This window comes from Psychrobacter sp. TPE 89C (assembly GCF_055522395.1).
In genome coordinates this window covers 1-14,450 of record NZ_JBVFXW010000030.1, presented here as the reverse complement: position 1 = coordinate 14,450, position 14,450 = coordinate 1, and the positions used below count along the sequence as shown (strand labels likewise).

General features: G+C 42.1%; 9 protein-coding genes and 1 tRNA gene. All 10 read right to left on the bottom strand.

Annotation, left to right across the window (positions count from 1 at the left end; translation table 11 throughout):
• Nucleotides 1–72: 72 nt before the first annotated feature.
• The 10 genes from ACZW67_RS09890 to ACZW67_RS09845 all read right to left on the bottom strand — a co-directional run bounded on the left by ACZW67_RS09890 (nucleotide 73) and on the right by ACZW67_RS09845 (nucleotide 14,037).
• Nucleotides 73–600 (bottom strand): DUF6586 family protein, encoded by a 528-nt coding sequence (locus tag ACZW67_RS09890; RefSeq protein WP_465183108.1) that lies wholly within the window; start codon nucleotides 598–600, stop codon nucleotides 73–75.
• Between the two features lie 291 nt (nucleotides 601–891).
• Nucleotides 892–5,109: a DNA-directed RNA polymerase subunit beta' gene (rpoC, locus tag ACZW67_RS09885; protein ID WP_110924111.1), complete on the bottom strand. Its 4,218-nt coding sequence runs from the start codon at nucleotides 5,107–5,109 to the stop codon at nucleotides 892–894.
• A gap of 188 nt (nucleotides 5,110–5,297) precedes the next feature.
• Nucleotides 5,298–9,416, bottom strand: a complete 4,119-nt coding sequence (gene rpoB, locus ACZW67_RS09880; protein ID WP_110924112.1) for a DNA-directed RNA polymerase subunit beta — start codon at nucleotides 9,414–9,416, stop codon at nucleotides 5,298–5,300.
• A gap of 701 nt (nucleotides 9,417–10,117) precedes the next feature.
• The gene (gene rplL, locus ACZW67_RS09875; RefSeq protein WP_011514491.1) at nucleotides 10,118–10,489 is read right to left on the bottom strand and encodes a 50S ribosomal protein L7/L12; all 372 of its coding nucleotides are present in this window, start codon (nucleotides 10,487–10,489) and stop codon (nucleotides 10,118–10,120) included.
• Between the two features lie 126 nt (nucleotides 10,490–10,615).
• The gene (gene rplJ, locus ACZW67_RS09870) at nucleotides 10,616–11,143 is read right to left on the bottom strand and encodes a 50S ribosomal protein L10 (RefSeq protein ID WP_110924113.1); all 528 of its coding nucleotides are present in this window, start codon (nucleotides 11,141–11,143) and stop codon (nucleotides 10,616–10,618) included.
• Between the two features lie 432 nt (nucleotides 11,144–11,575).
• The gene (gene rplA, locus ACZW67_RS09865; protein ID WP_110924114.1) at nucleotides 11,576–12,277 is read right to left on the bottom strand and encodes a 50S ribosomal protein L1; all 702 of its coding nucleotides are present in this window, start codon (nucleotides 12,275–12,277) and stop codon (nucleotides 11,576–11,578) included.
• A complete protein-coding gene (gene rplK / locus ACZW67_RS09860; protein WP_110924115.1) occupies nucleotides 12,278–12,709 on the bottom strand; it encodes a 50S ribosomal protein L11 in 432 nt (143 codons plus the stop codon).
• A gap of 90 nt (nucleotides 12,710–12,799) precedes the next feature.
• Complete coding sequence (nusG, locus tag ACZW67_RS09855; RefSeq protein WP_110924116.1) at nucleotides 12,800–13,330, bottom strand: transcription termination/antitermination protein NusG; 531 nt, start codon at nucleotides 13,328–13,330, stop codon at nucleotides 12,800–12,802.
• A gap of 94 nt (nucleotides 13,331–13,424) precedes the next feature.
• Nucleotides 13,425–13,910: a preprotein translocase subunit SecE gene (gene secE, locus ACZW67_RS09850; RefSeq protein WP_197134967.1), complete on the bottom strand. Its 486-nt coding sequence runs from the start codon at nucleotides 13,908–13,910 to the stop codon at nucleotides 13,425–13,427.
• 51 nt (nucleotides 13,911–13,961) lie between these two features.
• A tRNA-Trp gene (locus tag ACZW67_RS09845) sits at nucleotides 13,962–14,037 on the bottom strand.
• Nucleotides 14,038–14,450 lie beyond the last annotated feature (413 nt).

Sequence of the window (14,450 nt, the reverse complement as noted above, 5' to 3'; positions counted from 1 at the left end):
TCCTGCTTCACGAAGCTTATCAGCTAGCTTTTCTATCAACACCAAACTTATACCACCCTACTGGTAGATTTGCTAAAACTCAACCATTCCAGCACGAAGCTGTTCAATTAGCTCTAAAAACTGCTGACGCCATTCGCGTATCGTCGATTCATCTGGTAACCACTGGTTTGATAAAGTAACCACGTTAACGATGAGATCTGATGACTGCTTCGTGTCACTGCCTAATTGTTCATCAACGACTGTATCTGGTGGTACCGCATAAAGACAGCGCTGATAAGCACGCTCTATATTGGCCAAAAATCCTTGCTGCTGTAACTGCTGGAGACGCTGAATTTCAGGAGATACTTGCGTACTTTCACTCAAGGCTTGTTCAATATCTGACAATGTTGGTGCTGGCATATTCAAATTATAGAAATAACCAAGCTCTTGAGTAAATGCAAGGAAAGCCCCGTATAGATGAAAAATAGCGGTCTCACAATGTGCTTGATATAACTGCTTATCGTTGGTACTTCCTGCTGACTGGCAAGAGAGACGGCAAAAATAAAGTTTTTGGTTGGTTCGATCTGCCTGATATTTGGCAACGCGGGTTTTACCTGCCATTTTCTACTTATCCTTATATTAATCATAAATATGACCAGTTAGCACATCCATAAATTATGATATGAATTTTTGAGTGTCCTGCTGTTTTAAGTGTACTACTAACTGGAACAACCTTGCTAGAAAGTATATCAGCTAAAAAATAGCGGCGCTATATTAAGACTTATTAGCTTACTAGATATAGCATTAGGCCAATTATTCTCATTGCTTTGCTTATCTACAAACGTAAAAAAGCCAGCAACTTAGGCTGGCTTTTTTATTAAGTTAAGAATGAATCAAAGATGTCTAATACTATTAGTTATCTTGGTTCAGCTCTTGTGCAAAGGCTTCATCAAAGCTAGCAAAGTCTTTACTATCAGTACTAGCAGTCATGTCAAACGCTGCATTAAGATCTTTATCTTGTAGCTTTTGATCTGCTTTCTCTTTACGTGCTTTATGATAAGCAAGACCAGTACCTGCAGGAATCAAGCGACCAACAACGACGTTTTCTTTCAGGCCACGCAACTCATCCACTTTACCAGTAACGGCAGCCGCAGTTAGTACACGTGTCGTTTCCTGGAATGACGCAGCTGAGATAAAGCTTTCTGTTGCCAGACTTGCTTTAGTGATACCCAGCAACTGACGCTCAAACTGTACTGGGAATTTATCTTCCGCTTCCAGTTTTTCATTCAATGCTTTGATATCAGCATACTCTGCTTGATCACCTTTAAAGTGGTTTGAATCGCCGCCGTCAGTGATTTCAACTTTACGCAACATCTGGCGAATGATAACTTCGATGTGCTTATCGTTGATTTTTACACCCTGCAGACGATAAACGTCCTGTACTTCGTTAACGATATAATCAGCAAGTGCCGTTTGTCCTTTCAGACGCAAGATATCGTGCGGGTTTTGTGGACCATCAGCGATAACTTCACCACGTGCTACTGTCTCGTTTTCAAAGACGTTGATTTGACGCCATTTCGGGATTAGCTCTTCATGAATCTCACCATCTTCATTGGTGATGATGAAGCGATTCTTACCTTTGGTCTCTTTACCAAAGCTTACGACACCTGTCATTTCTGCCATGATCGCATGATCTTTTGGACGACGTGCTTCGAATAGATCGGCAACACGTGGTAGACCACCGGTAATATCTTTAGTTCCTGATGATGCTTGTGGCACACGACCTAGGATCGAACCAGCTGCTACTTTTTCACCATCGCTAACGCGAATGATAGTTTCAGCAGGTAGGAAGTAAACCACTTCTTTACCTTCATCAGTATTCAAGATAATAGCAGGACGTAAGTCTTTTGCTGAGCTTGAACGGTCACGAGTAGCAAGAATCTCAAATGAGCTCATACCAGTCGCATCATCAACTTTCACTGTTGCGGTCATACCATCAGTGATGTCACTGAAGCGTGCTGTACCAGCAAATTCTGTGATAATTGGATGCGTGTGCGGATCCCATTTAGCAATGGTCTGACCGCCTTCAACCTGATCTTCGTGTTTAACAAGAACGCTAGAACCGTAAGGTACTTTATAACGTTCACGCTCACGGCCAAGATCATCGGTCAATGCAATTTCAGCTGAACGCGATACGATAACCAAATGGCCATCAGTATGTTGAACCGTTTTCATGTTTTCGAAATGCGCTTGACCAGCGTTACGTACAGAGATGCTGTTGTCCACAGATGCTGAGCTTGCTGCTCCACCCACGTGGAAAGTACGCATGGTTAACTGAGTACCAGGTTCACCAATAGACTGTGCAGCCATAACACCAACTGACTCGCCAATGTTCACTTTATGACCACGAGCCAAATCACGGCCATAGCACTGTGAACAAACGCCATGCTCAACATTACAAGTAATAACTGAGCGTACCCAGATATCATCGATAGCGTTTTCATCAAGCACATTGACCCAATGCTCATCGATCAACGTACCTGCTGGAATCAATACTTTATCAGCATCATCATTATAATTTACATCACGTGCAGTGACACGACCTAGTACTAGCTCGCCCAACTTCTCGATGATTTCGCCACCTTGAATATGTGGTTTCATGAGCAAGCCTTGCTCAGTGCCACAGTCATCAGTGGTGATAACTAAATCTTGTGCCACATCAACCAAACGACGAGTCAGGTAACCTGAGTTAGCCGTTTTCAGTGCCGTATCTGCTAGACCTTTACGTGCACCGTGAGTTGAGATGAAATACTGTAGTACGGTCAAACCTTCACGGAAGTTAGCTTTGATTGGCGTTTCAATGATTGAGCCATCTGGCTTAGCCATCAAACCACGCATACCTGCCAACTGACGAATCTGTGCCGCACTACCACGAGCACCAGAATCTGACATGATAAAGATAGAGTTGAATGACTTCTGCTCTTCTTCTTCACCTTTGGCATTCAAGATCTTATCTGTTGCCAAGTTATCCATCATCGCCTTAGCGACTTTGTCATTGGTACGTGACCAGATATCAACTACTTTGTTATAACGCTCACCAGCAGTTACAAAGCCTTGCTCGAATTGATCTTCGATTTCGCGAACTTCGCCTTCTGCTACTTCGATGATTTGCTTCTTCAATGGTGGGATGACCATGTCATCGATACCAATAGACACACCAGACAATGTCGCTTGAGCAAAACCAAGATACATCAATTGGTCAGCAAACATAACACTTTCTTTAACGCCTACTTTACGGTAGCAAGAGTTAATCAGACGAGAGATATTTTTCTTCGTCATTTCTTGGTTACATTCATCAAACGTCATACCTTTAGGCATGATGTTCCAGATAAGTAAACGACCAGCAACCGTATCTTTGATACTGATTTCTTTGGTTTGGTTACCCTCTTCATCAATATGCGTCTCAGTGACACGCACTTTGATTTTAGCATTTACATGTAGATCATTTGAACCAATCGCACGCAATGCTTCATTGACGGTAGCAAAAACCATGCTCTCGCCTTTAGCATTGATAGACGAGCGACTGATGTAATACAAGCCCAATACAACATCCTGTGATGGTACGATGATTGGATCACCGTTCGCAGGTGACAAGATGTTATTGGTAGACATCATTAGTGCACGTGACTCTAACTGTGCTTCTAGCGTCAATGGCACGTGAACGGCCATTTGGTCACCATCAAAATCAGCGTTAAACGCGGTACAAACGAGCGGATGCAATTGAATTGCTTTACCTTCGATAAGTACTGGCTCAAATGCCTGTAGACCCAAACGGTGAAGTGTGGGTGCACGGTTAAGAAGTACTGGATGCTCACGGATAACCATGGCCAGCATATCCCACACTTGTGGCTCTTCACGCTCTACCATCTTTTTGGCGGCTTTAATCGTTGTTGCCAAACCATGAGACAATAGCTTGTTATAAGTAAATGGCTTGAATAGTTCAAGTGCCATTTTCTTCGGTAGACCACACTGATGTAGACGTAGTGTTGGACCTACAACGATAACCGAACGACCAGAGTAATCGACACGCTTACCAAGTAAGTTTTGACGGAAACGACCTTGCTTACCTTTGATCATATCAGCCAAAGATTTCAATGGACGCTTGTTACTACCAGTGATTGCACGACCGCGACGACCGTTATCCAACAATGCATCAACTGACTCTTGCAACATACGTTTTTCGTTACGTACGATGATATCAGGTGCACTAAGCTCAAGCAGACGCTTTAGACGGTTGTTACGGTTAATGACACGGCGATACAGATCGTTTAGATCCGAAGTCGCAAAACGGCCACCTTCTAGTGGTACTAGTGGGCGCAAATCTGGTGGTAGTACTGGCAAGATGTTCATTACCATCCACTCAGGCTTGTTATTAGAATCACGGAATGCTTCTAATAGCTTAAGACGCTTAGACATCTTTTTAAGCTTAGTCTCAGAACCTGTTTGCGGAATCGCTTCGCGCAGCTCATCAATCTCGATATCTAAATCGATATCTTTTAATAGGTCTTGAACGGCTTCAGCACCCATTTTGGCTGTAAATTCATCGCCAAACTCTTCAAGGGCTTTAAAGTAATCTTCATCATCAAGCAACTGATATCTTTCTAAGCTAGTTAGACCAGGTTCAGTTACGATGTAGCTTTCAAAATATAGAACGCGTTCGATATCACGTAGCGTCATGTCTAACAATAGACCGATGCGGCTTGGTAATGATTTTAGGAACCAAATATGCGCAACTGGGCTAGCCAAGTCGATGTGACCCATACGGTCACGACGAACTTTAGCAGTCGTAACTTCTACGCCACATTTTTCACAGATAACGCCTTGGAACTTACGGCGCTTATATTTACCACATAAGCACTCAAAATCTTTTACTGGGCCAAAGATTTTGGCACAAAAAAGACCATCACGTTCAGGCTTGAACGTGCGATAGTTAATAGTTTCAGGCTTTTTCACTTCGCCATGTGACCATGACTTGATGACGTCAGGTGAGGCTAAAGTAATTTGAATGCTATCAAACTCTTGGTTACCGTTGCCGGTAGGGCTTTGCATGATATCGAGTAAATCTTTCAAGTTGCTTCTCCGTTATCTTTATAATCATCTGATAGCGTATTGTTGACGCAAATAAGATGAATGAAGGCAATGAATAGGGTTGAGACAAATCACTAAAAGCAGCAGCTATGCGCGTACTGCTTTTAGATTGACCACTAAGGATAATAATTAACTGAAGCTATGTTAAAGGTAGCCTCAGCCAGCCGTGCTTAATGGGTTTGCTTTAACTCAATATTAATACCCAATGATTTGATTTCTTTGGTCAGTACGTTGAACGATTCAGGCATACCTGGATCCATATACTGCTCACCATCAACGATGTTTTTATACATACGCGTACGGCCTTCAACGTCATCCGACTTCACAGTCAGCATTTCCTGCAACGTGTAAGTCGCGCCATAAGCTTCTAGTGCCCAGACTTCCATCTCACCGAAGCGCTGACCACCAAACTGAGCTTTACCGCCCAATGGCTGCTGCGTGACTAGTGAATAAGAACCGGTAGAACGTGCATGCATTTTGTCATCAACCAAATGGTTAAGTTTGAGCATGTACATATAACCAACGGTCACTTTACGGTCAAACTTCTGACCAGTACGACCATCATACAATGTCTGCTGACCATCACGGTCCATACCAGCAAGCTCTAGCAAGTCTTTAACTTGACTCTCTCTTGCACCATCAAACACTGCAGTACCCATTGGTACACCGCCGCGTAAGTTGTCTGATAGCGCCATGATGTCATCATCACTCAAGCTATCAAGATCAACTTGCTCGCCGCCTACTTGGTTATAAATTTTGTCCAAGAAACCACGTAGCTCTTTGATCGCTGCTTGCGATTTGAGCATACCATCGATCTTCTCGCCCAAACCTTTGGCTGCCATACCCAAATGCGTCTCTAGAACCTGACCGATGTTCATACGAGATGGTACACCAAGCGGGTTCAATACGATGTCAACGGTATTACCATGTTCATCATAAGGCATATCTTCGACTGGCATGATGCGTGATACGACACCTTTGTTACCATGACGACCAGCCATTTTATCACCAGGCTGAATACGACGCTTAACCGCTAGATAAACTTTAACGATTTTTTGGACACCATGTTGTAAGTCATCGCCTGCCGTTAATTTGCGTTTTTTCTCAGCAAATTTAACATCGATGTCTTTTTGCTTATCAACTAAGTACTCAGCGATTTGCGTTAGACGCTCAGAGATTTCTTCTTCAACTGGCTGAATATCAAGCAAGGTCTCAAGGCTCATATCTTTCATATCAGCCAAGGCCATAACCGTACCGGCTTTTAGACCAGAACCACCACTGACTTTTTGGCCATCTAATAGATTACCAATACGACCACGTGCTGCTTCTTCAAAGATACGTAGCTCTTCTTTTAAATCTTTACGATAGCTATCAAGCTGTGATTTTTCAATCGCTTTTGCACGTGCATCTTTTTCGACACCATCACGAGTAAAGACTTGTACGTCGATGACCGTACCTTTGCTTGATGTAGGAACACGTAAAGACGTGTCTTTTACATCAGCTGCTTTTTCACCAAAGATAGCCCGGAGCAATTTCTCTTCTGGCGTTAGTTGCGTTTCACCTTTTGGCGTCACTTTACCAACTAAGATATCACCAGCGTCAACTTCAGCACCGATATAGACGATACCTGCTTCGTCAAGACTTGATAGTGCTGCTTCACCAACGTTTGGAATATCAGCAGTAATCTCTTCTGTACCTAGCTTGGTATCACGTGCCACACACGTCAATTCTTGAATATGAATGGTGGTGAAACGATCTTCTTTAACCACTTTCTCAGATAGCAAGATTGAATCTTCGAAGTTGTAACCATTCCACGGCATAAATGCGATGCGGATGTTCTGACCTAGTGCTAGCTCACCAAGATCCGTTGATGGACCATCTGCCAAGATATCACCCAAAGCAATCTCATCGCCTTGGTTAACGATGATACGTTGGTTGATACAAGTATTTTGGTTAGAGCGCGTGTATTTGACTAAGTTATAAATATCGATACCCGCTTCACCAGCAGTCATCTCGTCTTCGTTTACACGAACAACGATACGTGATGCATCAACATCTTCAATCACACCGCCACGCTTAGCGATCACACAAACACCAGAATCACGAGCAACATAGCGCTCCATGCCAGTACCTACTAACGGCTTATCAGCACGTAACGTAGGAACAGCCTGACGCTGCATGTTCGAGCCCATCAAGGCACGGTTAGCATCATCATGCTCTAGGAATGGAATCAAACCTGCTGCTACCGATACTACCTGACTTGGTGACACATCCATATGCGTCACTTTTTCTGGCGGCATACGGACGAATTCACCATAGCTACGGACACTGACCATCTCGTCACTTAGTGCACCATCTTCAGTCAATGGTGAATCAGCCTGTGCAATGACCGTACCGACTTCTTCAATGGCTGATAGATATTCAATGATATCCGTTACTTTACCGTCAACCACACGGCGATATGGCGTTTCTAAGAAGCCAAAGCTGTTGGTTTTAGCAAAAGTTGCCAATGAGTTGATAAGACCAATGTTTGGACCTTCAGGAGTCTCAATCGGGCATACACGGCCATAATGGGTATCATGTACGTCACGTACTTCAAAGCCTGCACGTTCACGAGTCAGACCACCGGGTCCTAGTGCTGATACACGGCGTTTATGGGTAACTTCAGACAACGGGTTGTTCTGATCCATAAACTGTGACAACTGGCTTGAACCAAAAAATTCTTTAACCGCAGCCGCAACAGGCTTTGAGTTAATCAAATCTTGTGGTGACAAGTTATCAGATTCTGCTGAGCTCAAACGCTCTTTGACCGCGCGCTCTACACGTACTAGACCAACACGGAACTGGTTTTCTGCCATTTCGCCGACTGAACGAATACGACGGTTACCTAAGTGATCGATATCATCGACTTCACCGCGACCGTTACGAATCTCAATCAATTCTTTTAATACGTTCACGATGTCAGCATTGGTCAGGACACTACGTGCACGCTGAATATCTGGATCATCTGTATTATCAAAATCTAACCCTAGACGACGGTTAAACTTCATGCGGCCGACGTTTGACAAGTCATAACGATCTGCATTGAAGAACATGCTTTCGAACAGTTTTTCAGCAGTTTCGACCGTTGGTGGCTCACCTGGACGCATTACTTTATAGATTTCAATCAGTGCTTCTTCACGGCTTGACGTGCTATCAGCACGTAGCGTGTCAGCAATATAACTACCCTGATCGATATCGTTAGTGAACAGAATGCTGAATTCTTTGATAGATTCGCTGGCTTCAAATGCACTCAGTTTAACCAATAATTCATGGTCAATTAATGTGTTAGCACGAGCGATAACTTCATCATTAACCACGATATCTTCAGCTAAGATACGCTCATATAAGTATTCATCAGGTACAGCAATCTTTGTCATACCAGCTTCTTCTAGCTGACGGATACGGCGTGCATTGATACGTTTGCCCTGCTCTACGATAACGTCACCTTCAGGCGACACGATATCAAACTGAGCCATCTCACCGCGCAAGCGATCAGCAACCAGATCAATCTCAAACGTCTCTTCGCCTTTATACACAGCTACTTTATCAAAGAAAAGATCTAAGATTTCAGAAGTGGTCAGACCTAGTGCACGTAGAATGATTGAAGCAAGTAGCTTACGACGACGGTCAATACGAGCAAATACTAGATCTTTTGCATCAAATTCAAAATCTAACCATGAACCACGGTAAGGAATGATACGTGCGTTATAAAGCACTTTACCACTTGAATGCGACTTACCTTTATCATGGTCAAAGAATACACCAGGTGAGCGATGTAGCTGTGATACGATAACACGCTCTGTACCATTGATAATAAAGGTACCGTTAGCCGTCATTAATGGCATTTCGCCCATATAGACGCTTTGCTCACGAATATCTTTGATCGCAGCTTTGCTGTCTTTATCTTTGCTATCTTTGTCTTTGATGATCAAACGGATTTTGACACGCATCGGCGCAGCAAATGTTGAACCACGTAAGATACACTCACGCTCATCAAATTCAGGCGTGCCTAAATAGTACTCAACAAATTGTAACTCAGCATTACCAGAGTGACTCTCAATTGGGAAAATAGAGGAATACGCAGCTTGCAAACCAGTATTCTCACGAGCTTTTGGCTTTTTGTGCTCTTGCAAAAATTGCTCGTAAGAATCTACTTGAATAGACAATAAGTAGGGAATGTCCATCACAGTGGGCAATTCAGCAAAACTTTTGCGAATACGCTTTTTTTCAGTATAAGAATATGCCATCGAGAGTCCTTACAGTAAACGTGGAAACAAATTAAAATCGAGGCCAGGATGCATAGATATTATGTATCTTGGCGACGTAAACGATAATATAAAACGGGTGTTCGTGTTCAGTTCATGTCTTTTGGTCAACTACTACTTTACTAATCAATGCTTATTTAGCACACTTCATTCAATCTTGGAATTGGTGTCTAGGTCAGTCTATATGCCTACTCAAACTGACAATTTCAATATCATATACAATACATTGCCCTTATGGCTCAATTTACAAATACACTTAAAATATCTTGTACTGCGGTTTAAAATTCATCATCAAAACTGTTATCGTCGCTGATATATACCGTCTACGAGCCTACATACTGACAGTAAAATCATTCTATATGGATAACCTAAGATCAATAGCTTTTCAGAAATAACAATAATCGGGGTAACTATAACTTTCAGAATCAGTATAAACTATAGTGTTAATAGGAAAGCATGCAGACACAAAAAAATGCCAAACATCTACGGACGTTTAGCTAACATTAACTGATTTTAATAACTGGCATGTGTGCTTGCATGTATATCGTCTGTCCTTTTGATGGGTATCCACCGTGTTGTTGCATACGTATGTTGGCAGACACAAAAGGTCAAGCTACGAATTATAGTAAAAAAAAGCTGGCAATGCAAGGCATTACCAGCTTTTTTTCGTACAGCTGTTAAACTTATTTTAGTTCAACAGTTGCGCCAGCTTCTTCAAGTTTCTTTTTCAACTCTTCAGCTTCAGCTTTGTTAACGCCTTCTTTGATTGGAGCTGGAGCGCTTTCAACCAAATCTTTCGCTTCTTTCAGGCCAAGACCAGTAGCTTCACGTACGGCTTTAATTACGCCAACTTTCTTCTCGCCAAAGCTGGCAAGAACTACGTCAAACTCGTCTTTTTCTTCAGCAGCAGCAGCAGCAGGGCCAGCAGCAGCAGGTGCAGCAGCAACAGCAGCTGTTACGCCGAATTTTTCTTCCATAGCGCTGATTAATTCAACGATATCCATTACTGACATTTCAGCGATTGCGTTTAACACATCATCTTTAGATAGTGCCATGAGAACTCTCCGTTATCTGATAAAATTTAATTGATTTTAATATCGCTTGGATTGCTTGCCAAATTTTCAAATAGTGTTGGCAATAAAGTGCAATCAACGATGTCAAAGTTACGTTAAAACAAGCAATTAAGCAGCTTCTTTTGCGTCTTTGATTGCTGCGACAGTGCGAACGAACTTGCCAGGAACTGCGTTCATAGTCTGGACAAGCTTGGTCACTGGTGCATTCATAGTAGCCATCAAGATAGAGAGTGCTTCGTCGCGAGTTGGTAGCTTCGATACGCGCTCTAGCTCTTCTGGACCATAAACAACACCACCAACTGATACCAATTTGGTCTCTAAAGCTTTGTTTTCTTTACTGAAGTCGAAAACGACTCTAGCAGCAGAACCCAAGTCTTCCATAGAGAAAGCCAAAAGTAGTGGACCAGTCATACGGTCTGACATGCTCTCAAACTTAGTGCCTTCAAAAGCGCGTCTTGCTAGTGTATTTTTTACCACTTTCAAAACAACGCCTTTTTCACGGGCTTGTTCGCGTAGCTTAGTAAGCTTTGCAACACCAATACCATGATATTCGGCAGCTACTGCTGAGTAAGCATTAGCAGCAACTTCAGACACTTCAGCCACAACTTGTTGTTTTTGCTCTAGCGTTAATGCCATAAGTTGACTCCTTTAATCTTATCAATCTGCTCAGTATTTTAATTCTTAAAAACCGAAATTTTTAATTCTTAAACAACTGAATTAGACTGACTTGATACGACACGTTACTTCTAAACTCTATAGCAATAGATTTTATTAGTAACGACTGATTACGGCACCGTTATCAGAATGACATCAAGTGATAGATTGAACTATCGGCTCTTATCAACAACTGGGTGGATCACCGTCTGCGTAGGACAACTGAGATTTTCATCTGTAGTCGATTAAAAAAAGCAGCTTGTTATCATATTTAACCATTCGAAAATTGCTATCTATGACGCTAAACCACTCTCTACCTACGGTCTTAGACAGCGTAGCATATGCTACGCTGACCTAATTTTTTAGAATTTATTTGTACTCATTATTCAAAATATTTGAAGAGTGAATACTTAATTATTTAGCAGTGCGATAAGGAACAGCATCAATAGTGATACCTGGACCCATAGTGCTAGACAAGGTAATTTTCTTAATGAAAGTACCTTTAGAAGTAGCAGGCTTAGCACGTTTTAGATCTGTGATTAATGCTTCAGCATTTTGAATAACTTGCTCAGCAGTGAAACCAACTTGACCAATAGTAGTATGAATAATACCCGCTTTGTCTACACGATACTGTGCTTGACCAGCTTTAGCATTTTTCACAGCTTCAGCAACGTTTGGCGTTACTGTACCGACTTTCGGGTTAGGCATTAGGCCACGTGGACCTAGGATAGTACCTAATTGACCAACAACACGCATTGCATCAGGAGCAGCAATAACGATATCAAAGTCCATGTTACCGGCTTTGATTGATTCTGCTAGGTCTTCAAAACCAACGATGTCTGCACCAGCTTCTTTAGCGGCTTCAGCAGCAGCGCCTTGAGCGAATACAGCAACGCGTTTGGTTTTACCAGTACCAGCAGGTAGGTTGGTAGCGCCACGAACTACTTGATCAGATTTACGTGGGTCAACGCCCAAGTTTACTGCGATATCAATAGACTCTTTGAATTTTAGCGCAGGCAAATCATTTAAGATTTGAACGGCTTCTTCCATAGTGTATTGTTTTTCGTTATCAACACGGCTTTGAATTTCTTTTTGACGTTTGGTTAGCTTGCTCATTTACACACCCTCCACGGTAATACCCATTGAACGTGCAGTACCAGCGATGGTACGAACAGCAGCGTCAAGGTCAGCTGCAGTTAGATCTTTATCTTTGGTCTTAACGATTTCTTCTAACTGTGCACGGTCAACTTTACCGACTTTAGCAGTGTTAGGTGTACCTGAACCTTTAGCAACACCAGCAGCCTTACGTAGTAAGTATGAAGCTGGTGGTGACTTCATGATGAAGGTAAAAGACTTATCGCTATATACAGTGATCTCAGTAGGAATCGGTAGACCCGGCTCTTGGTTTGAGGTCGCAGCGTTAAATTCTTTACAGAACGCCATGATGTTCACGCCTTTTTGACCCAATGCTGGACCAATCGGTGGTGAAGGATTTGCTTTGCCTGCAGGCACTTGCAGTTTGATGTAACCATCAATCTTCTTAGCCATGATACTCTCCTAAATGGGTAATAACGCTAAATCAATATGCTATGTAAGCTTATTGACTAAAAGCTCCCCGGTTGATGAATTTGTATGGGCTTAGTCTAGCTTTTCAACTTTACTAAACTCAAGCTCAACCTGAGTCGGTCGATTAAATACGTTTACTGTCAAATGTAGTTTAGACTTTTCGTAATCGACTTTTTCCACCATACCTTTAAAGTCAGTGAACGGACCATCGATAACCAATAACTCTTCGCCCGGCTCAAATAGCGTTTTAGGACGTGGATCGGTTTCAGTCTGATTCAAACGATTTAAGATGCGATCTGCTTCTACTTGCGTAATCGGCGCTGGTGTTTCAGGCGTACCGCCAATAAAACCCATAATACGTGGACACTCTTTAACGATGTGCCAAGTATTATCATTCATTTCCATTTGGATCAAAACATATCCTGGAAAGAATTTACGCTCACTCTTACGCTTTTTGCCGTCTTTCATTTCGACGACTTCTTCAGTAGGAACCAATACATCACCGAATGATTCAGCGAAGTCACTACGATTGATACGATCAGTTAATGAACGCTGTACTTGCTTTTCATATCCTGAAAACGCTTGGACAATATACCAACGCATGTCACGCTCCTAATCGTTATAAGTAAAATGTTGAGTTACAATATTTAAGTTAGAGCGAATCGTAATACACGATAGTCTGCTCAACTTCAAACATTTAACCGATAAATATGCCAACGAACCAATTGAAAAAATTATCTAACAGCCAAACAAAAAGCCCAGCAATACCAATCACGACAATAGCTTGCCATGTGTATTGAAAGGTTTCGTCTTTACCTGGCCATGTTACTCGGCGTAGCTCAACAGCGGCATCTTTTAATAATATTTTAAAAGCGCGGCCTTGATGCGTTAATGCCAAGCATACTAATGCAAATACAATAAGAGCGACAATGATACTAATACGTACCCAAACATCATTGGCAGGTTGCCAATAGCCAGGTAAATACTGGTTAACCAGAGTCGCGCTAATTAAAACTGCTGCAGCAAGTAGCCACAAGATCAAATCTTTGATTGAGCCAGTCTTAGCAACTTCAACAGCAGAAGTATTGACCGCTGAGATGTGCTTATCTTTAGACAGCATTCCACCAGCAACCGCCTTGGCATCAGATAACTTAGTCTCGAGGTTATCTTGATTATTGCTCATAAAGAACTCGCTTCGGAGATGGTGGGGTACAACAAAGATGTGATAAGAAGATGGCAGGCGATGTAGGACTCGAACCTACAACCCTCGGTTTTGGAGACCGATGCTCTACCAATTGAGCCAATCGCCTATGGGTGTAAAGGACAGCATTATACAATATTGAGCATAAAATGCAAGCCTTTAGCGGTAAAATTGTTACTTTTACCTAGTTTGCTCTTATCTAGCGTACCTACTCTATTAACTGGCCGTTTAATTAGGCTGATAATGTGAGTACCTGATAAGAAGCTGCGTTAATATATCAAGCTATACTGCAGATTACAATAGTCTAGAATAGAAATAAATTAATTCTGTATGCAATCGATCGATTTTATCTAGAATTTCAATTCTGTAATGAGTATGTCTATATATAGCTAAACCCATAACTTTTCTTTAGTTATAACCACCCATTAAAAAAGCCGTTCTCAATAAAGAGAACGGCTTTTGACTAACGAGTTAAATACTAGGATCAGTATTAAACGTTAACGTTAGCAACAACACCAGCGC